General features: G+C 59.2%; 15 protein-coding genes. 8 read left to right on the top strand and 7 right to left on the bottom strand.

Annotation, left to right across the window (positions count from 1 at the left end; translation table 11 throughout):
• Nucleotides 1-7: 7 nt before the first annotated feature.
• The 4 genes from AB4N44_RS24685 (at nt 8) to aqpZ (ending at nt 4,298) form a co-directional block, all read left to right on the top strand.
• Nucleotides 8-811 carry an alpha/beta fold hydrolase gene (locus tag AB4N44_RS24685; RefSeq protein WP_460107109.1) on the top strand — a complete coding sequence of 268 codons (804 nt, stop codon included), beginning with the start codon at nt 8-10 and terminating at the stop codon, nt 809-811.
• Nucleotides 812-814: 3 nt separating this feature from the next.
• Nucleotides 815-1,372, top strand: a complete 558-nt coding sequence (locus tag AB4N44_RS24680; RefSeq protein ID WP_150773800.1) for a peptidylprolyl isomerase — start codon at nt 815-817, stop codon at nt 1,370-1,372.
• Nucleotides 1,373-1,460: 88 nt separating this feature from the next.
• Nucleotides 1,461-3,293 carry an ABC transporter ATP-binding protein gene (locus AB4N44_RS24675; RefSeq protein ID WP_038358471.1) on the top strand — a complete coding sequence of 611 codons (1,833 nt, stop codon included), beginning with the start codon at nt 1,461-1,463 and terminating at the stop codon, nt 3,291-3,293.
• A gap of 309 nt (nt 3,294-3,602) precedes the next feature.
• Entirely contained in the window at nt 3,603-4,298 is a 696-nt protein-coding gene (gene aqpZ, locus AB4N44_RS24670) for an aquaporin Z (protein ID WP_127926238.1), read from the top strand.
• 126 nt (nt 4,299-4,424) lie between these two features.
• Here aqpZ and AB4N44_RS24665 read toward each other — a convergent pair whose 3' ends face one another.
• Nucleotides 4,425-5,549 (bottom strand): GNAT family N-acetyltransferase, encoded by a 1,125-nt coding sequence (locus tag AB4N44_RS24665; RefSeq protein WP_460107111.1) that lies wholly within the window; start codon nt 5,547-5,549, stop codon nt 4,425-4,427.
• Between the two features lie 282 nt (nt 5,550-5,831).
• Here AB4N44_RS24665 and AB4N44_RS24660 point away from each other — a divergent pair, with 282 nt between their 5' ends.
• The gene (locus tag AB4N44_RS24660) at nt 5,832-7,154 is read left to right on the top strand and encodes a putative porin (RefSeq protein ID WP_460107113.1); all 1,323 of its coding nucleotides are present in this window, start codon (nt 5,832-5,834) and stop codon (nt 7,152-7,154) included.
• A gap of 180 nt (nt 7,155-7,334) precedes the next feature.
• Here AB4N44_RS24660 and AB4N44_RS24655 read toward each other — a convergent pair whose 3' ends face one another.
• The 5 genes from AB4N44_RS24655 to aceK all read right to left on the bottom strand — a co-directional run bounded on the left by AB4N44_RS24655 (nt 7,335) and on the right by aceK (nt 15,669).
• On the bottom strand, nt 7,335-7,574 hold the full coding sequence (locus AB4N44_RS24655) for an anti-sigma factor family protein (RefSeq protein WP_095119072.1): 240 nt from the start codon (nt 7,572-7,574) through the stop codon (nt 7,335-7,337).
• The gene (locus AB4N44_RS24650) at nt 7,568-8,179 is read right to left on the bottom strand and encodes an RNA polymerase sigma factor (protein ID WP_127926234.1); all 612 of its coding nucleotides are present in this window, start codon (nt 8,177-8,179) and stop codon (nt 7,568-7,570) included. Before AB4N44_RS24650 ends, AB4N44_RS24655 begins: the two co-directional genes overlap by 7 nt.
• A gap of 137 nt (nt 8,180-8,316) precedes the next feature.
• A complete protein-coding gene (locus AB4N44_RS24645) occupies nt 8,317-9,438 on the bottom strand; it encodes a beta-ketoacyl-ACP synthase III (protein WP_460107116.1) in 1,122 nt (373 codons plus the stop codon).
• Nucleotides 9,439-9,766: 328 nt separating this feature from the next.
• Entirely contained in the window at nt 9,767-13,678 is a 3,912-nt protein-coding gene (gene hrpA / locus AB4N44_RS24640) for an ATP-dependent RNA helicase HrpA (RefSeq protein ID WP_460107118.1), read from the bottom strand.
• Between the two features lie 269 nt (nt 13,679-13,947).
• Nucleotides 13,948-15,669: a bifunctional isocitrate dehydrogenase kinase/phosphatase gene (gene aceK / locus AB4N44_RS24635; RefSeq protein ID WP_127926231.1), complete on the bottom strand. Its 1,722-nt coding sequence runs from the start codon at nt 15,667-15,669 to the stop codon at nt 13,948-13,950.
• 397 nt (nt 15,670-16,066) lie between these two features.
• On the opposite strand from aceK, the gene AB4N44_RS24630 reads away from it, so the two are divergent.
• Both AB4N44_RS24630 and AB4N44_RS24625 read left to right on the top strand, forming a co-directional pair.
• On the top strand, nt 16,067-17,692 hold the full coding sequence (locus AB4N44_RS24630) for a methyl-accepting chemotaxis protein (RefSeq protein WP_460158133.1): 1,626 nt from the start codon (nt 16,067-16,069) through the stop codon (nt 17,690-17,692).
• An 85-nt stretch (nt 17,693-17,777) separates the two neighbouring features.
• A complete protein-coding gene (locus AB4N44_RS24625; RefSeq protein WP_127926229.1) occupies nt 17,778-18,686 on the top strand; it encodes a DMT family transporter in 909 nt (302 codons plus the stop codon).
• Nucleotides 18,687-18,807: 121 nt separating this feature from the next.
• On the opposite strand, the gene AB4N44_RS24620 is transcribed toward AB4N44_RS24625, so the two are convergent.
• Entirely contained in the window at nt 18,808-19,671 is an 864-nt protein-coding gene (locus AB4N44_RS24620; RefSeq protein WP_460107120.1) for a DMT family transporter, read from the bottom strand.
• Between the two features lie 448 nt (nt 19,672-20,119).
• Between AB4N44_RS24620 and AB4N44_RS24615 the strand changes: the two genes are divergently transcribed.
• Nucleotides 20,120-20,653 (top strand): hypothetical protein, encoded by a 534-nt coding sequence (locus AB4N44_RS24615; protein ID WP_316918369.1) that lies wholly within the window; start codon nt 20,120-20,122, stop codon nt 20,651-20,653.
• Nucleotides 20,654-20,700 lie beyond the last annotated feature (47 nt).

Here is a 20,700-nt window from a genome sequence, read left to right as displayed (position 1 = left end):
TTCACCGATGGCGTATTTCGAGCACGATGGTTGCAACCTGCACTACGAGGAATATGGCCACGGCACGCCGTTGCTGCTGGTTCACGGGCTCGGCTCGAGCACACTGGACTGGGAAATGCAGATCCCGGCACTGGCCGCGCACTACCGCGTGATCGTCCCGGATATTCGCGGCCACGGTCGCTCGGACAAGCCGCGCGAGAGGTACAGCATCGCCGGTTTCAGCGCCGATGTGCTCGCGCTTATCGAGCACTTGAACCTCGGCCCGGTGCATTACGTCGGGCTGTCGATGGGTGGCATGATCGGCTTCCAGTTCGGCGTCGATCAGCCTCATCTGCTCAAGAGTCTGACCATCGTCAACAGCGCCCCCGAAGTCAAAATCCGCAGCCGCGACGATTACTGGCAGTGGTTCAAACGCTGGAGCCTGATGCGCGTACTCAGCCTCGCGACCATCGGCAAAGCCCTTGGCGGCAAACTTTTTCCGAAACCGGAACAGGCCGATCTGCGGCAGAAAATGGCTGAGCGCTGGGCAAAAAACGACAAACGTGCTTATCTCGCCAGCTTCGATGCGATTGTTGGCTGGGGCGTTCAGGAACGACTTTCCCGAGTGACCTGTCCAACGCTCGTCATTAGCGCCGACCGTGACTACACACCGGTGGTGTTGAAAGAAACCTATGTAAAACTGCTGCCGAATGCGCGGCTGGTGGTGATTACCGATTCGCGCCACGCCACCCCGCTCGATCAACCCGAACGCTTCAATCAAACGCTGCTGGAGTTCCTCGCCGCAGCCGAAATTCAATCTCAGGATCACTGACCCATGCTGAAAAAACTCGCCCTCGCCGCTGGTACTGTGCTGTTTGCCGCCAACCTGATGGCTGCCACGCCGGCCAAAGCACCGCACGTGCTGCTGGAAACCACCAACGGCCAGATCGAAATTGAGCTGGACCCGGTCAAGGCGCCGATCAGTACCAAGAACTTTCTGGATTACGTGAACAGCGGCTTCTACAACAACACGATTTTCCACCGCGTGATCCCGGGCTTTATGGTTCAGGGCGGCGGTTTCACTCAACAGATGCAGCAAAAAGAAACCAAGGCGCCGATCAAGAACGAGCACAAAAACGGTTTGGCTAACGTTCGTGGCACCTTGTCCATGGCTCGCACCTCCGTACCTGATTCGGCGACCAGCCAGTTCTTCATCAACGTCAAGGACAACGACTTCCTCGACCAAGGCGACGGCTACGCTGTATTCGGCAAAGTGGTCAAAGGCATGGACGTGGTCGACATCATCGTCAACTCGCCGACCACCACCAAAAGCGGCATGAAAGACGTACCTGCCGACCCTGTATTCATCAAGTCGGCCAAAGTCATCGACTAAGCTGTACAGGGCGTATCGAGCGGCGTGAGTTCAACCTCACGCCGCTCACACCGATAAAAGGAGAGCCCGTACTCCGGGCGGTTATCTGATGCTCTATCGCCGTTTCGAACAACTGATCGACATATTCCGTGAAGCCCCGACGGCGTCTCCGCCGGACCGCGTTCTCCCCTTCTATACCTATTACCTCAAGCAGGTCTGGCCAAGTTTCGCCGCCCTGCTCGTCGTTGGCCTGTTCGCCGCATTGATCGAAGTGGCACTGTTCAGTTACCTGAGCCGCATCATCGACCTGGCCCAAGGCACACCGAACCCGAATTTCTTCAGCGACCATGCCCTCGAACTGACGTGGATGCTGGTGGTTGCCCTCGTGCTGCGACCGATCTTCTTCGGCCTGCACGACTTGCTGGTGCACCAGACGTTAAGCCCCGGTATGACCAGCATGATCCGCTGGCAGAACCACAGCTACGTGCTCAAACAGAGCCTGAATTTCTTCCAGAACGACTTTGCCGGGCGCATCGCCCAGCGAATCATGCAGACCGGCAACTCGCTGCGTGACTCGGCAGTGCAGGCAGTGGACGCGCTGTGGCACGTGGTGATCTACGCGATCAGCTCGCTGGTGTTGTTCGCCGAGGCCGACTGGCGCCTGATGATCCCGCTGCTGACGTGGATCGTTGCCTACATCGGCGCGCTCTATTATTTCGTACCTCGGGTGAAAGACCGCTCGGTGGAAGCCTCCGATGCGCGTTCAAAACTGATGGGGCGCATCGTCGATGGCTACACCAACATCGCCACGCTGAAGCTGTTCGCCCACACCAACTTCGAACAGCACTACGCCAAGGAAGCCATCGAAGAACAGACCGTCAAAGCGCGGATGGCCGGCCGCGTCGTCACCAGCATGGACGTGGTAATTACCGCCATGAACGGCTTGCTGATCGTCGGCACTACTGCGTTGGCCTTGTGGCTGTGGACACAGTCGTTGATTACCGTTGGCGCGATTGCCCTGGCGACCGGCCTGGTGATCCGCATCGTCAACATGTCCGGCTGGATCATGTGGGTAGTCACCGGCATTTTCGAGAACATCGGCATGGTCCAGGACGGTCTGCGCACCATTTCGCAACCGGTCAGCGTCACCGATCACGAGCAGGCCAAACCGCTGGACGTGGCCCGTGGCGAAGTGCGTTTCGAGCACGTGGATTTTCACTACGGCAAGAAGCGCGGGATCATCGGCGACCTCAATCTGAACATCAAACCGGGCGAGAAAATCGGCTTGATCGGGCCGTCCGGCGCCGGCAAATCAACGCTGGTCAACCTGCTGCTGCGCCTGTACGACGTCGAAGGCGGACGGATTATGATCGACGGCCAGAACATCGCCGAAGTCGGTCAGGAAAGCCTGCGCGCGCGGATCGGCATGATCACACAGGACACCTCGCTGCTGCACCGTTCGATCCGCGACAATTTGTTGTACGGCAAACCGGATGCGACTGATGCAGAGCTGTGGGACGCGGTGCACAAGGCTCGCGCGGATGAGTTCATTCCGCTGCTGTCGGACGCTGAAGGTCGCACGGGTTTCGATGCCCATGTCGGTGAGCGTGGAGTGAAATTGTCCGGTGGTCAGCGTCAGCGCATTGCGATTGCGCGGGTGCTGCTCAAGGACGCGCCGATTTTGATCATGGACGAAGCGACCTCGGCGCTGGATTCGGAAGTCGAGGCGGCGATTCAGGAAAGCCTGGAAACCCTGATGCAGGGCAAAACCGTGATCGCGATTGCGCACCGTCTCTCGACCATTGCCCGTATGGATCGGCTGGTAGTGCTGGAGAACGGCAAGATTGCCGAGAGCGGCACCCATGCTGAACTGTTGGCTCATCGCGGTCTGTATGCACGGCTTTGGGCGCACCAGACTGGAGGGTTTGTCGGCATCGACTGACAGTTCTGCCCGACGCAAATCCTGTGGGAGCGAGCCTGCTCGCGAAAGCAGTCTGTCAGTCCCATTGATGTTGACGGATACACCGCTTTCGCGAGCAGGCTCGCTCCCACAGGGGATTTGCGCAGTCCCGACTGGATAAAACCGCCACAGCCCGCCAACCACGGGCGCTGGCGGTTTTTTTGTGGCCGCTGGAAATCCGTTAAAACCCTGCTGTACTCAGCCAAGGTTCCGGAATGGAGCCTGTCGTAAGTCTGCAAGGATGCACAACTCGATGCAGTCTCGATAGCAGGGCTATCAAGGACGCCTCTCATGTCTCTGTTCAAACGTTCAGTCACTGAGTTGTTGGGTACGTTCTGGTTGGTATTGGGTGGTTGCGGCAGCGCAGTGATCGCCGCGTCTTCACCGCTGGGAATCGGGGTGCTGGGGGTGGCCCTGGCGTTCGGTTTGACGGTGCTGACCATGGCGTTTGCCATCGGCCACATCAGCGGCTGTCATCTCAACCCGGCCGTCTCGGTCGGTCTGTTCGTTGGCGGTCGGTTTCCGGCCAAGGAGTTGCCCGCTTACATCATTGCCCAAGTGCTCGGTGCGATTCTCGCGGCGGCGCTGATCGCCCACATCGCCAGCGGCAAAGAGGGTTTCGATATCGCCGCCGGCCTGGCGTCCAACGGCTATGGTGAGCATTCACCGGGCAAGTACTCGATGGCAGCGGGATTTGTCACTGAGCTCGTGATGACCGCGATGTTTGTGATCATCATCCTCGGCGCCACCGATAAACGCGCACCACCCGGGCTGGCGCCGATCGCCATCGGCCTGGGCCTGACGTTGATCCACCTGATCTCGATTCCGGTCACCAACACCTCGGTGAACCCGGCACGCAGCACCGGGCCGGCGCTGATGGTCGGCGGCTGGGCGATTGCGCAGTTGTGGATGTTCTGGGTCGCGCCGCTGATTGGCGCGGTGGTGGGTGGCGGGATCTATCGCTGGCTGGGCAAAGAAGAAACCTGAGGGGTGCCTGAGATCCCCTTGTAGGAGCTGCCGAAGGCTGCGATCTTTTGATCTTGATGTTCAAAAAAGCAAGATCAAAAGATCGTCCGATCGCGGCCCGAGCCTTCGGCAGCTCCTACAGGGGATCTAGGCTTGGCGGTAGGGCAAGGCTGTTTTGGCTTCTTCCGCATACGCGAGGATGCCGGCGCGTTCCTGTTGCAGGAAATCTTTCACTGCTGCTTTCAGACCCGGATGCCGCAGGTAATGCCAAGAGTGGGTGATCACCGGTTCGAACCCGCGAATCAGCTTGTGCTCGCCCTGGGCGCCAGCATCGAAACGCTGATAACCCTGCGCAATCGCGTAATCCATGCCCTGATAAAAACAGGTCTCGAAGTGCAGTCGATCAAACTCCGCCAGACATCCCCAATAGCGGCCGTAGAAACTGTCGCCACCGACCAGACTGAACGCCATTGCCACCGGCCGTGAGCCCTGTTTGGCCAACACCACGCGAATTGCCTCGGGCATGCGCTCGGCCAGCAGGCTGAAAAACTCCCGCGTCAGATACGGCGTCTGGCGCCGCACCGCGTAGGTGTTGGCGTAGCAGGCGTAGACAAAATCCCACTGCGCCTCGTCCAGCTCGCGCCCCTCCAGCCATTCAAACTCACAGCCCTGCCCCGCCACCTGCTCGCGCTCCTTGCGCATCTGTTTGCGCTTGCGCGAACTGAGCACGTCGAGGAAATCCTGGAAGTCACGATACCCGCGATTCTGCCAGTGATACTGACAGCCGATGCGTTGCAGCCAGCCCGGTTGTTCGGCCATCGCCGCATCAGTGAAAGCGTCGGTGAAATTGATGTGCGCGCTGGAAAGCCCTTCGATCTCCAGATAGCCGGGCAGGCTCTTGAGCAGTTCGAAACCGTCTTCGACATTGGCCGCCAACAGACGCGGGCCGCTGACCGGACTGAACGGCACAGCCGTCAAAAGCTTGGGGTAGTAATCGATGCTGGCACGGGCGCAGGCATCGGCCCAGCCGTGATCGAACACGTACTCGCCGTAGGAATGCCACTTGCGATAACTGGGTAACGCGGCGATCAGTCGATCATCTTCGATGTGCAGCAAATGCTCAGGTTGCCAGCCAGTGTGGGGGCCAACGCTACCACTGTCCTCCAGTGCACTGAGAAAAGCGTGGCGCAGAAACGGCTGGCTTTCAGGCACCAGTGCATCCCAGCTTGCCGGGGCAATTTCCGACAGGTTTTGCAGGCGTTGCAACGGCATCAACAAGCTCTCCACAACAGGACTTCAGCGCCCGGCGAGTATCGCCGATTGCGCGGCATTGCACACCCGCAATCGGCCGACAGCGCTCTGGATCAATAGTTCAGGGTTAATCGATATCGTCATCATCCTGCCATCACTGTGCCACTGCTCTGTCATAAACCATCGCGATACTGGCGCCTGTTTTTAGAGCGCCGGGTTCTACCCGGACACTGTTTTCCGACGTCCAGATCGTCGGTTGTGCCCGGGATGGTTCAGCCATCCCTCTCATCTTCGGAGATTGCTATGCGTCTTGCTTCCACGAAAACTGCGGCGGCCCTGTGTGGCGGCCTGTTGCTGGCCATGAGTGTTCCGGCCAGTGCCGCAGTCGACGCCAAACTGCTCGACATGCTCAAGGCTAACGGTTCCATTTCCCAGGCGCAGTACATCGAACTGCAAACTGAACTGGCCAAGGATCAGAAGGCCCAGCAAATCGCGCAGCAGGCGCAGCAAGAGACCAACGAACAAGTCGCGGCTGTCGCGAAGAAGAGCAACGAGCAAAGCGCTTTCGACCAGAAACTGGCTTGGGCCGCGAAGACCCAGTTCAAGGGTGACGTGCGTATTCGTCAGGAAACCATCAAGATCGACGGCGAGCCGAACAACGGCGGCCGCGACAAGGATCGTCAGCGTATTCGTGCCCGTCTGGGTGCCTACACCGAGATCAACCCGCAGGTCGACACCGGCATCCGTATCGCCACCGGCGGCGGCGACGATGCCCGTTCCACCAACCAGGATCAGGACAACTACTTCGACAAGAAGCAGATCTGGCTCGACCTGGGCTACATCGACTACCACCCGGATCAGATCAAGAACCTGCACATCATCGGCGGCAAGATGCTGCAGCCGTGGGTCAGCATGGGCGACGTGATCTGGGATAGCGACATCAACCCGGAAGGTCTGGCCGTGACCTACAAGTATCCATTGGGCAGCAGCGCCGAACTGTTCGGCAGCCTGGGTAACTACAACCTCAAGGACAACGTCGACGGCGATGGCGTGCAATTCCGTCACGACCTGCGTCTGACCGCTGGCCAGTTGGGTAGCCGCTTCAACATCACCGACAACCTGAAAGTCACCTTGGGCGGCAGCGTCTACGCCTATCAGAACGACGAAGACAGCCGCTGCACCGGCACTTCCACACCGTGTGCGCTGGCAGTCAACGGCAACTCGGCCAACAACGAATTCCGTCTGTATGAAGGGTTCAGCCAGGTCGACATTGGCGGTCTGCCGATGCCACTGTCGTTCTACGGTCAGTACGTGAAGAACAACGACGCCGTGACCGATCAGGACACCGCGTGGCTGTTGGGTGCCAAGTCGAAAGTCTTCGGCCTGAACCTCGATTACAACTATCGTGACGTGCAGCGCAACGCCGTGGTCGGCGCCTTCACCGACTCCGACTTTGCCAACGGCACCACCGGTTCCCGTGGTCACAAGTTCAAGGTCGGTTACGACATCGACAAGAACTTCGCCATTGGCGCTACGTACTTCCTGACCAAGGCCGACTTCGCCAGCCGTACCCAGCGTGACGCTGACGCCAACACCTTGCAGCTGGACGCCGAAGCCAAGTTCTAAAACGCTTCACCCTTTAGCCCGGTGCGGGCGGGACGACCCCCATCATCCGTTGGTTTCGCTCGCGCCGGGCTATTTCTGCAGGATGCGAAAATCCCCTGTAGGAGCTGCCGAAGGCTGCGATCTTTTGATCTTGATCTTAAAAAGATCAAAAGATCGCAGCCTCGTTTCACTCGACAGCTCCTACAGGGGATTATCTTTTCGTCGTTGCTCGGCCAGGCGTTCAGCCAAGGCATCGACGCCTTCTTCCGGTTTCTCCGGCATTGCCTTCAAGGTGGCTTGCATCAAACGCATCTGGCGAATGAAACGCCGGCAGTTCGGGCAAAACATCAGGTGATGACGCACCATCCACTTTTCACCAAAGCTCAATTGGTCATCGAGATAGTCGCTGGAGCGCGCCACTTGTTCCTTACAGGTCAGCATTCTCCGGTCTCCTCAAAATGCTCCACGGTCGCGAAGACTTTCAGCCGCGCACGATGCAGCAGCACACGGACATTGGAGAGCGAGATCTCCAGAAGATTACAGATCTCTTCAAGCTCCAGCCCCTGACGCTCACGCAGCAGCAAAACACTGCTTTGCAGTTCCGACAGATTCAACAGGGTGTGCTCCAGACATTCGCGCAATTCGCTCTCGGTCAGCAGCGCTTCCGGTGTGTCCTGGTGCCAGGCGAAGGGGGCGACTAGCCAATGGCCATCACCGGGAGAAAAGCGGTCGTCGTCGATCGTGCCATGGGGCGATGGCAAATCATCCATCAACACTTCCCGGCGATTTTGTTTATAGCGACTTTTCGCCGAGTTGGCGGTGATGGTCAACAGCCAGGTCTTGAGACTGGAGCGACCTTCGAAACTGGCAATATGGCGCACCACCGATAGCCAAGCGTCCTGCACCACTTCTTCAACGTGGCGCTGGCCGACAATGGCATACGCCACGGCGCGCATGGCGCTCTGATACGTCGTCACCAGTTCCTTGAAAGCCTGTTGTTCACCTGCCAGCAGGCGCGCAAGCAGTTGGGTGTCGTCAGCCGCCATCCATCAATCCCCTTGTCCCGATTCCGAAAATGACGGCGACAGGTCTTCACCTGCCGCCATTTCCGAAAAATTACAGCGTTTGAGCCGATTCGGATGTAGGAAAGGTCGGCGCGATTAAGAGGAAATTAAACCAATTTTCAACGCTTGCGCAGAATCACACTGCCGATCGAATAGCCCGCACCGAACGAACTCAACACCGCCAGCGAACCGGCAGCCAGATCGTCCTGATATTTGTGGAAAGCAATCACCGAGCCTGCAGAGCTGGTGTTGGCGTAGGTGTCGAGAATCACCGGCGCTTCTTCCTCGGTGGCTTCGCGGCCGAGCAGTTTGCGCACGATCAGATGGTTCATGCTCAGGTTGGCCTGGTGCAGCCAGAAGCGCTTCACGTCGCCGACGTTGAGCCGGTTCTCTTCCAGGTGTTCGCCAATCAGCTCGGCAACCATCGGGCAAACGTCCTTGAACACCTTGCGGCCTTCCTGCACAAACAGCTTGTCGCGGGCACCGATGCCCTCTTCCGCTGCGCGGTTGAGGAAGCCGAAGTTGTTGCGGATGTTGTTGGAGAACTTGGTCAGCAGTTTGGTGCTGACTACATCGAACTGGTGCTTGGACGTCGCGGTGTCCGCACGCTCGATGATCACCGCAGTCGCGGCATCGCCGAAGATGAAGTGGCTGTCGCGGTCGCGGAAGTTCAAGTGCCCGGTGCAGACTTCCGGGTTGACCATCAGGATTGCCCGGGCCTGGCCCAGTTGCACGCTGTTGGCCGCAGCCTGGATGCCGAAGGTGGCCGAGGAGCAAGCCACGTTCATGTCGAAACCGAAGCCCTGAATGCCCAAGGCTTCCTGGACTTCGATGGCGATGGCCGGGTAGGCGCGCTGCAGGTTGGAGCAGGCGACGATCACGCCGTCGATGTCAGCGGCGGTTTTGCCGGCGCGCTGCAGGGCCTGTTCGGCTGCGCCGATGGCCATCTGGCAGAGCACCGACCATTCGTCGTTGGAACGCTCCGGCAGGCGCGGAGCCATGCGTTGTGGATCGAGGATGCCGTCCTTGTCCATGACAAAGCGGCTCTTGATGCCGGAAGCCTTTTCGATAAACGCAGCGCTGGATTCGGTCAGGGCCTGGACTTCGCCGCTGGCGATCGCGTCGGCGTTGTCGGCGTTGAACTGGGCGACGTAGGTATTGAAAGACTGCACCAGCTCTTCGTTGGAGATGCTGTTGGCCGGGGTGTATAGGCCGGTGCCGCTGATGACGACGTTATGCATGGTCGTTTCTCTAATCTGTTCAGGCAGAAAGTGCTGGAACCGTCGTACCAACACACAAAGGGTCTATTCCCATCCGGGGGACGCAAACCTGGCATCGCTTTATTCCGTCTCGCACCGCGGCCGAAGGCTCTGGGTCGCGAAACCGGCGTTTATGGTCGCGAAGTTTGCCATAAACGTGGACTTTTGGCGCCTTTCTCAAGCACAACCCACATCCCAATGTGGGAGCGAGCCTGCTCGCGAAGGCAGAGTGTCAGTCACCAGATTCTTGTTTGACACACCGCTTTCGCGAGCAGGCTCGCTCCCACAGGGGATCGCGTACGGCTCAAGATCAGGGTTCGACCTGGCTCCACTGCTTGTTCAGACGTTTGTCGGAGATCGGGACCTTGGTGCCCAACTGTTGAGCGAACAGTGAGACCCGGTATTCCTCGAGCCACCAGCGGTACAGCTCAAGCTGTGGATCGCGTTTGCCTTCCTGCGCATGTTTCGCCGCGCGGGTCTGGTATTGCGCCCAGAGGCCGGCGAGTTCACCGCTCCAGACGCGATCCTTCTGCACCTGAGCGCCGAGTTTTTCGAAACGCTGCTCGACCGCTTTCAGGTAACGCGGCAACTCCTTGAGCCACTGCATCGGCGTCTCGCGGACAAATCCCGGATACACCAGATTGTTGATCTGCTGCTTGATGTCATTCAGAGCCACGGCTTGCGCCAGATCGATCTTGCCCTTGAAGCGTTTTTGCAGACCGTGCCAGAGCTTGAGAATCTCCAGCGTCAGGCGCGCCACGCGCTCGGCGTGTTCAGTCCAACTGCCGCGTTTGCGTTCGGCCAATGCTGCCAACCCGGCGCCGTCGCGGGGCAATGGGTCTTCACCCTCAAGAATGCAACTGTCGACGCTGGCCAGCAGAATGTCTTCGACCAGCGCATCGACCCGGCCCAGCTCGCGATAGAGCAGGCCCAATTCGGTCTGCCCCGGCAACTTGCCGCGCAGGAACTTGGCCGGCTCAGCCAGTTGCTGCATCAACAAACGCTGCAAAGCGCGACGATGCTGGAATTCGGCTTCGGCCGGGGTCGAGAAGCGCCCTTCCTTGACCGTGCCGCCCTCTTCGACCAGCGCCGGATACACCGTCATCGACAGCCCGGCGATCTTCTGTTGAGTCTTTTCTGCCACCGGCGCGAAGACTTTCGCCTCCACCGGTTGCTGACTTTTCGCACTCTGGGGCACCGCCAGCGCAGCCTGACTGGCTTCGGCAAACCGTGCGGTCAGCTCGGCCAGATCGCGGCCTTCGCCGAGGAACTTGCCTTGGCCATCGACGATTTCCAGGTTCATCCGCAGATGCCCATCGACGCCTTGCTCAGCTTCGGCCCACGCCTCATCGCTGACCCGCGCGCCGGTCATGCGCAACAACTCGCGGCCCAGCGCCTGTGGCAACGAACCGTCGGCAAAGGTCATGCGTTGCAGCGCAGCTTTGATGAAGTCCGGCACCGGCACGAAGTTCTTGCGCAAGGCCTTCGGCAGGTTGCGCACAAGGGCGATGCACTTGGCCTCGATCATCCCCGGCACCAGCCACTCCAGGCGTTCTGGCGGCAACATCGGCAGCAGCGGCGCCGGTACGCGCAGGGTCACGCCGTCGCGCGGGTGATTGGGTTCGAAGTGATAGGTCAGCGCCAGCTCCAGATCGCCGATGTGCAGCGTGTCCGGGTAATCGCGCGCAGTGACTTCACTGGCCTCGCGGGCCAGTACGTCCTCTTCGCGCATGATCAGCAGTTGCGGGTTCTTCTGGCTGTTGATGCGATACCAACTGTCGAAGGTCGCGGTCTGGTGAATGTCCGCCGGCAGCCGCGCATCGTAGAACGCATACAAGGTTTCTTCGTCGGCGAGAATGTCGCGGCGACGAGCCTTGGCTTCCAGTTCGTCGAGCTGTTCCAGCAGTTGTTTGTTCGCGGTCAGGCACTTGGCTTTCGACTGAATCTCGCCACGCACCAGACCTTCGCGGATAAACAGCTCACGGGAAACCACTGGATCGACCGGGCCGTAATGCACCGGGCGGCGGCCGACCACGATCAGCCCGAACAGGGTGATCTGTTCGAACGCCACGACCTGGCCGCGCTTCTTCTCCCAGTGCGGTTCAAAGTGGTTTTTCTTGATCAGGTGCCCGGCCAGCGGCTCGATCCAGTCGGCATCGATCTTGGCGACCATGCGCGCGTAAAGCTTGGTGGTTTCCACCAGTTCGGCGGTCATCAGCCATTGCGGACGCTTCTTGCCAATGCCCGACGACGGATGAATCCAGAAACGCCGCTGACGCGCGCCGAGGTAATCGCCATCTTCGGTTTTCTGACCGATCTGGCTCAGCAGGCCGACCAGCACCGCTTTGTGCAGTTTCGGATAATCCGCCGGCTCTTTATTCAGGCTCAACTGCATGTCGCGGCAGATCAGGCTCAACTGCCGATGGGAATCACGCCATTCGCGCAGACGCAGATAGTTGAGGAAGTTCTTGCGGCACCAGTTGCGCAGCGGACTCGCAGTCAGCGCCTGGCGTTGCTCTTCAAAACCACGCCACAGATTTACCAAACCGGCGAAATCCGAATCGACATCCTTCCACTGTGCGTGAGCCTGATCGGCCGCTTGCTGACGTTCCGGCGGACGCTCGCGCGGGTCTTGAATCGACATGGCACTGGCGACAATCAGCACTTCCTGCAAGCTACCGAGCTTGGCCGCTTCGAGCAGCATACGGCCCATGCGCGGGTCGACCGGCAAGCGCGCCAACTGGCGACCGAGCGGGGTCAACTGGCTGTTGCGGTCCACCGCCGAGAGTTCTTGCAGCAGGTTGAAACCGTCGCTGATCGCCTTGCCGTCCGGCGGCTCGATAAACGGGAACGCGGTGATTTCGCCGAGGCGCAAATGCAGCATCTGCAAAATAACCGCCGCGAGGTTGGTGCGCAGAATTTCCGGATCGGTGAACTCCGGCCGCCCATTAAAATCTTCTTCGCTGTACAACCGAATGCAGATGCCCGGCTCGACCCGGCCGCAGCGACCTTTACGCTGATTGGCACTGGCTTGGGAAATCGCCTCGATCGGCAGACGCTGGACCTTGGCGCGATAGCTGTAACGGCTGATGCGCGCGGTGCCGCTGTCGATCACGTAGCGGATGCCCGGCACCGTCAGCGAGGTTTCGGCAACGTTGGTCGCCAGCACCACGCGACGGCCCGGGTGCGACTGGAAAATCCGCTGCTGTTCGGCCGGCGACAGGCGCGCGTACAGCGGCAGAATTTCAGTGTGTTTGAGCTGGGCCTTGCGCAGCATGTCGGCGGCGTCACGAATCTCACGCTCGCCCGGCAGGAACACCAGCACGTCACCGGGACTGCGGCGTTCGCTGCGCTCGTAAGCGGCGATTTCATCGAGGGTCGCGAGGATCGCCTGATCGACGGTCAGGTCATCTTCAACACGGTTGCCCTCTTCGTCCTGCTCCAGCGTCAGCGGGCGATACCAGGTGTCCACCGGGAAGGTACGACCCGACACTTCAACAATCGGCGCATCATCGAAATGCTTGGAGAAGCGCTCCAGATCGATGGTCGCCGAGGTGATGATGACTTTCAGATCCGGGCGGCGCGGCAGCAGGGTTTTCAGGTAACCGAGCAGGAAGTCGATGTTGAGACTGCGTTCGTGGGCTTCGTCGACGATGATCGTGTCGTAGCGTTCGAGGTAGCGATCGTTCTGCGTTTCCGCCAACAGAATGCCATCGGTCATCAGCTTGATCAGGGTGTTGGAATCGCTTTGATCCTCGAAACGCACCTGATAACCGACCAGCGAACCAAGCGGCGTGCCAAGTTCTTCGGCAACCCGGCTGGCGACGCTGCGTGCTGCGATTCGGCGCGGCTGAGTGTGGCCGATCAAGCCGTGCTGGCCGCGTCCGATTTCCAGACAGATCTTCGGCAACTGGGTGGTTTTACCCGAGCCGGTTTCGCCGGCAATGATCAGCACCTGGTGTTTTTCCAGCGCCTTTTTGATCTCGTCGCGCTTGGCGGCGATCGGCAGACTGTCGTCGTAACGAATCACCGGCAGGCTGGCACGGCGGGCCAGCACCTGATCACAGGACGCCTGCATGCGCGTCACCCACTGGGCCAGTTTGGCCTCGTCGGGTTTCTTGCGCAGCTCAAGCAACTGCCGCCGCAGCCGGTGACGGTCGGCGAGCATGGCGTGATCGAGGTTTTTCAGCAGTTTGTCGATGGAGGGCGATTCGTCGGTCATCGGGTAGGCAATTCGGTCGTCTATTTATGCAGGGGGCGGATTGTCGCAGATTTGGCGGATTTGTGGCGTGTCAGGGGGATTGCTGCCCTCACCCTAGCCCTTTCACAGAGGGAGAGGGGACCGATTGGGGGATGCTGAAGATGTTCAGCGACCTGAAACCGCTTTACCGAATCCATAATCGCCAAGGTCTTTCAGGTCGGCGTTTGACCCAAGACACCTCGGTCGGCTCCCTCTCCCTCCGGGAGAGGGCTGGGGTGAGGGTTTCTGGCTTATTCGTTATCCAACCCTTTACGCCGATACGGGAAGACATCAATGACTTTCCCCGCCCGAATCGCCTCCTGCAGGCTCTTCCAGTAATCGGCGTTATACAACTCGCCATGCAACTGATCGAACAACTTGCGCTGCCCCGAATCGGCAAACAGAAACGGCGGAAACTCCTCAGGAAACACATCCAGCGGCCCGATCGAATACCACGGCTCCGAAGCCATCTCATCTTCGGGCGTGCGCGGCGCAGGAATGTGGCGGAAGTTGGCCTCGGTCAGGAAACAAATCTCGTCATAGTCATAAAACACCACCCGCCCATGCCGGGTGACGCCAAAGTTTTTCAACAACATGTCGCCTGGAAAGATATTCGCCGCCGCCAGTTGCTTGATCGCCAGACCGTAATCCTCCAGCGCCTCGCGCACCTGTGCGTCATTGGCGTTTTCCAGATACAGATTGAGCGGGGTCATCCGCCGTTCGGTCCAGCAGTGGCGGATCAATACCGTCTCGCCCTCGACCGAGACTGTCGATGGCGCGACTTCCAGCAATTCCTCAAGACACGCCGGATCAAACTTGCTCAGCGGAAAACGGAAATCGGCGAACTCCTGGGTATCGGCCATGCGCCCTACCCGGTCGACGCTTTTTACCAGCCGATACTTCTCGATCACCGTGGCGCGGTCGACGTTTTTCGACGGCGAAAAACGGTCTTTGATGATTTTGAACACGGTGTTGAAACCCGGCAGGGTGAACACGCTCATGACCATGCCGCGCACGCCCGGGGCCATGATGAACTGGTCATCGGTGTTGGCCAGGTGATTGATCAGTGCGCGGTAGAACTCGGATTTACCGTGCTTGTAGAAGCCGATCGAGGTGTACAGCTCGGCGATGTGCTTGCCCGGCAGGATGCGCCGCAGGAAACCGATGAATTCCGCCGGCACCGGCACATCGACCATGAAGTACGAACGGGTGAACGAGAAGATGATCGACACGTCGGCTTCGTCGGTGATCAGCGCATCGATCTGGATCCCGCGCCCTTCGCGGTGCAGCAGCGGAATCACCAGTGGCCATTGCTCGTCGCGGGTGTAGATGCGCCCGACCAGGTACGCGCCCTTGTTGCGGTACAGCACCGAGGAAAACAGCTCGACGCTGAGTTCCGGGTCTTTGCACACCCAGTCCGGCAGGTTCTCGCGCAGCTGCGCTTCGAGGCGAAGCAAGTCGCCGGGCAGATCGGCGTAATCTTCGCTGAAACGGTAGTCGGCAAAAATGCTCGCGAGCATCCCCGACAACTGCCCTTGCGGTTTGTAGGTACGGGTCTGCGCGGCGCGGGCACGGCGCAGGCTCGGGCGGGTGGTGTGGATGAACATGCAGCCGTCGCTGATCAGGTCATGGCTGAACAGCCCGCAGAAAATCGAGTTGTACCAGGTCTCCGACAGCTCATCGTCGAAGCGCAGGTCGATGACGCTGATGTAGGCGCTTTTCACCAGCGGCCAGCAGCTGACATTCATCAGCGTCTCATCGTCGAAGTATTCGCGCAGACGGGCGATGGTTTCGCCGACCTTTTCTTCATAGAGATTGATCCGCGCCGCCGACGCCGTTTGCGTCTCCTGCCAGCGCGCCTGCTCGAAGCGCTCACGGGCGCCGTCGGTGATCCGCCGGAAATGCTCGCGGTAATCGTCAAAGCCATCGAGGATCATGCGGGCGATGTCGGTGGCTGGCCATTGCTGCGGCATAGATGAGACCTCGGCGTGCGTTTGGAAATCTGTGCCTGAGCTTAGCCACGGATGCGCACACAGGTGAAGTGCAATTTCTGCCAAATCTGCGCCGGGGTTGTACGCCATCAGCGTTTTGGCAAAGTTTTTTTAATCAACCGTTCGGTCAGTTAACGCCTGAGCGGTTCTTCTCGCCGCCCTGCGCCAGCCCGTGAATTCTCTGGGTTTCGGATCCAAGACCCAATGCACGCGTCTAGTCCGCGGCATTGCTGCAACTACGCGGATCGCCAGCAACGACTCCAGATTGGTCTTACCAAGATAGTGGCACTTTGATATACAGCCCGCCATTACCCGCCTCATAACAAGATCCTCGCTGACGAGGACGACCTCCCCCCTTCAAAGATCAAGGAGCACACTGATGTCTATCCGGAATCTGCGCATAGGTTTGCGCGCCCGTTTGAGCTTTGCCGTTTTGGCCAGTCTGCTGGTGATGGTCGGCCTGTTCGGTCTGGGCCAGATGAAAACCCTGCGCGAAAGTGCAGCGGTGATCGAAGAATCATGGATGCCCAGCATCGAGAGCATTCATGACGCGGCGGCGAACATCGCCAGCATCCGTCTCGAATCGTTGCGTCTGATCACCAACTCCCAGCCTGCGGTGCGCGACCGAAGCAAAAATATCCTCAAGGCGCAACGCGAGGAGTTGCTCAAACGCCTCAACGATCACAAAGCCTTGATCGCCAGTGATCAGGAACAGGCGATGCTCGACGGCTTGAACGCGGCCATCGGCAAATACCTGAGCATTCTCGATCAGATTGTCAGCCAGATTGACGCGGGGCAGAACGAGCAGGCTGCCACGCGTTTGAGCAATGAACTGGCGCCGCAGGGCACTGTGCTCGATAAGACGCTGGAGCAGATGATCAGCCTCAACCAACAAGGTGCGGATGCCGCCGCCAAAGCCGCTGCGGCGATGTATCAGCAGGCATTGTGGATCGTCACGTCGATCATCGTGGTCGCCCTGATTGCCACCTTGTTATTGGCCTGGCTGCTGACCCGCAGCATCACCACCCCGATCAATCAGGCACTGGATGTCGCGCGGCGCATTGCTGCCGGTGATCTCAGCGGACAGATCACCAGCCCCGGGAAGGATGAGGCGTCGCAGCTGCTCCATGCCTTGGCCGAGATGCAGGGCAATCTGCGCTCGACCATTCGCGGTATCAGCGAATCGGCACAGCAACTGGCTTCCGCTGCCGAGGAAATGAGTTCGGTGATGGAGCAAAGCACCCGCGGCCTGCAGCAGCAGAACGATCAGATTGAACAAGCCGCCACCGCGGTCACCGAGATGAGCACGGCGGTGGACGAAGTCGCCGCCAACGCGGTGTCCAGCGCCGAGGCGTCTGCCGCGTCGAACGAGGACAGCAAGCACGGCCACGTACAGGTCAGCGAAACCATCAGCTCGATTCAGCAACTGGTCGATGCGGTACTCGGTGCTTCCGCACAAGCCGAGGGCCTGGCCACGCAGGCACAGGACATCAGCAAAGTGCTGGAGGTGATTCGCGGGATTGCCGGGCAGACCAATCTGTTGGCGCTCAATGCGGCGATCGAAGCGGCGCGCGCCGGTGAAGCCGGGCGCGGTTTTGCCGTGGTCGCGGACGAAGTCCGTTCGCTGGCGCAACGCACGCAGAATTCCACCGAAGAAATCGAGCTGATGATCAGCAGCATCCAGCAAGGCACCGGGGCGACCGTTGGCGCTTTGCAGAGCAGTGCCGAGCAGGCGGGTCAGACGCTGCGCCGCGCCAACAGTGCCGGGCAGGCACTGGAAAAAATCACCGCGTCGATCTCGCAGATCAACCAACGCAACCTGGTGATCGCCAGCGCGGCCGAGCAGCAGGCCTTGGTGGCGCGCGAGGTCGATCAGAATCTGGTGACCATCCGTGACCTCTCAACGCAGACCGCCGCTGGCGCCACTCAGACCTCGGCTGCAAGCCAGGAACTGTCGCGTCTGGCCGTGGACCTCAACAGTCTGGTGACACGCTTTGTGATCTGACCGATAAGTTGCATGCCCGAATAGCGGTTGCCTTCGTCAGGGCGCTCGGCAACACTCTCGTCCCGATCAAGGAAGGAGACCCGTCGTGAGCCCTGTCGATATTTTCCGTATGTTGTCGCTGGCGGCCATCTGGGGCGCAAGTTTTCTGTTCATGCGCATTATTGCGCCGGTGATTGGCACGATCCCGACCGGGTTCCTTCGCGTGTCGATTGCGGCTGCAGGTTTGCTGGTAATCCTCGGGCTAATGCGCGTGCGCTGGGATTTCAAAGGCAAACTGAAAACCGTGATGCTGCTGGGCGTGATCAACTCAGGCATTCCGGCGACACTGTATTCGGTCGCGGCCCAGGTATTGCCAGCCGGCTATTCGGCGATTTTCAATGCCACCACGCCGCTGATGGGCGTGCTGATTGGCGGGTTGTTCTTCAGTGAAAAACTCACCGCAGCCAAACTGGGCGGGGTGTTCCTCGGTCTGTTAGGCGTTGGCGTGCTGACCCGCGCCGGTCCCGTGGCATTTGACATGCAGCTGTTGATGGGCGCCCTCGCCTGCTTGCTGGCGACCACTTGTTATGGTTTTGCCGGTTTCCTCGCGCGGCGCTGGCTGGATCAGGCCGGTGGACTGGACAGCCGATTGTCGGCGCTGGGCAGCATGCTCGGTGCGACGTTGTTCCTGTTGCCGTTGTTCGGCTACAGCGTGATCACGTCACCGCCGGTCAGTTGGGGCGGCTGGAATGTCTGGCTGTCGCTGTTGGGCCTGGGTCTTGGCTGCACGGCGTTTGCCTACATCATTTACTTCCGCCTGCTCAGCTCGATCGGTCCGGTGAAGTCGATGACGGTGACCTTCATGATTCCGCCGTTCGGCGTGTTGTGGGGGGCGTTGTTGCTGGATGAGCCGTTATCGATGGCGCACATCTATGGCGGGGTGTTGATCGCGATTGCGCTGTGGCTGGTTTTGAAGCCGGCGGTGGTGAAACCGGCTGAGGTGCCGGCCCGATAAATTAGTGCTGTTGCCAAAAAGGCTATCGCGAGCAGGCTCACTCCTACAATTGGAATGCGTTCCCCTGTAGGAGTGAGCCTGCTCGCGATCGGCGGCCTAAAAGCCGCCACCTGATGATCTGTTACCCCCTTTCACAAAACACAAATGCCAGACCGACCACAATCAACAACATCCCCAGCACACTCAACGCTGCCAGGCGATTGTCGAAAATCAGATAGTCCATCACCGCCGTCACCGCCGGCACCAGATAGAACAGACTGGTGACATTCACCAGATTGCCCCGCGCGATCAGCCGATACAGCAACAACGTCGCCAGCACCGACACCACCAGCCCCATCCACAATACCGGCACGATAAAACCTGTGCTGTGTTCAAAATGGAACGGCTGAAACGGCACGAAGATCCCGCACAACAACAGCCCGGCCAGATACTGCACCGGCAGCGTGCCGAGAGGATTGTCGGTGATGCGTTTCTGCATGATCGAGCCCAGCGTCATGCTCGCCAGCGCCAGCAACCCGAACAGCATCCCCGCCCAGGACATCCCGGCCAGACCGATGCCCTGGTAAACCACCATGATCAGGCCCGCCAGCCCCAGCGCCAGACCGAACATCCGGCTGGCCGAGCGTTGCCGTTCCATCAAGACCACGGTGAGAATCGGCTGCACACCCATGATGGTCGCCATCACCCCCGGGGTGACTTTAGTGTTGAGCGCCAGCAGATAGAAAATCTGATAAGCCCCCAACAACACCACGCCGGTGGCGATCGCATAAAGCATTGGTTTGCCGCCCTTGGGCAACTTCAGTTTGAGCAGCGGCGCCAACAGCAGAAGCCCACACAGGGCGATCACAAAGCGAATCAACAGAAAGGCAAACGGCGAAGCGTGGGCCAGGCCCCATTTGGAGAAGATCGCCCCGCTGCTCCACAGCAGAACGAACAGGCTCGTGGACGCAGCCGCGAGCGCGGATTTTTTCGAAAGGACAAACATGAATACCACCTGTAGTCAGGCAAGAAGCCAACTCAGCCGAAGCTGAAATTCAGTAGGTTTTTCTGGCGGGCGGCAGGACTCAGCAGACAGTGCTGATCAGCCCGAAACGCCAACGCCCGGCGGTGATACGACTGCGCACACCGGCGTGCTACTGACAGGAGGGGGTAATGACTGATCTGCTTGGGCTGCTGATTCCCGCACGGCACCACGACAGCGTTGACCGCTGAATCGACTACCGCGTTGATGAGGGATGCAGGCATTGGGGCAGATCTTTTTGAGAGTGTGGAAGGTGAGGCATACGACTCACGAGCGCCGACTATAACCAGCGTGGGACATGGATTGCAATGATTTGGACAAAGGGCCAGCAGGGACAGTTGGCCGCAAGGTGAATAGGCTGGATTGCAATCGCGACACCCAACCATGGGGGACAAGGAATGCACAGGATCACATGCCAAGGGAACGGACGTATTTGCGCTACCAGGTTTACAAATCACAGGCCAGGAAACAGGCTGGTGTTACTTTCGCAAAACTGCACAAAGACTTGTTGCTGCAAGGGATAGTGGATGTTGATCACTCCAGAGTTCGTTTCGAAGCAATCGATGCGCTAGCGCTGAGTGCCTATGAAGAATGGTTTGATCCTCATTTCTCTTGGCAAGATGTTGTCAGGTGGAAGGCCAAGGAACCACTTAGCTTCGATTTAGCAATCTGGTTTGATCAGGAGTTATGCGGACTTTGCTTTGCAAACCCTAATCAGAGCCGGTTGCGAGTGAAAATTGTACGCCTGGAAGGAAAGCCCGATAACGATCACCCTCTCAAAAGCCGAGTAGCAACATTTGCTTTGACCGCCGTGACTCACTTCGCGCGAATCATCGGCAGTACACAAATTGAAATTCAGGAGCCTCTCCCTGGGGTGATTCCTCTTTACCGGCAGCTGGGTTTTGAATTCGATTCAGAGGGTAGGCTTGTGAAGCTAATTTGGTAAGACTAGTATCGGACAACTGCTCATTTAATGATCAACGCCGGAGGCAC

It is taken from the genome of Pseudomonas sp. S3_C06, assembly GCF_054667675.1.
This window is presented reverse-complemented; position numbering and strand designations above follow the sequence as displayed.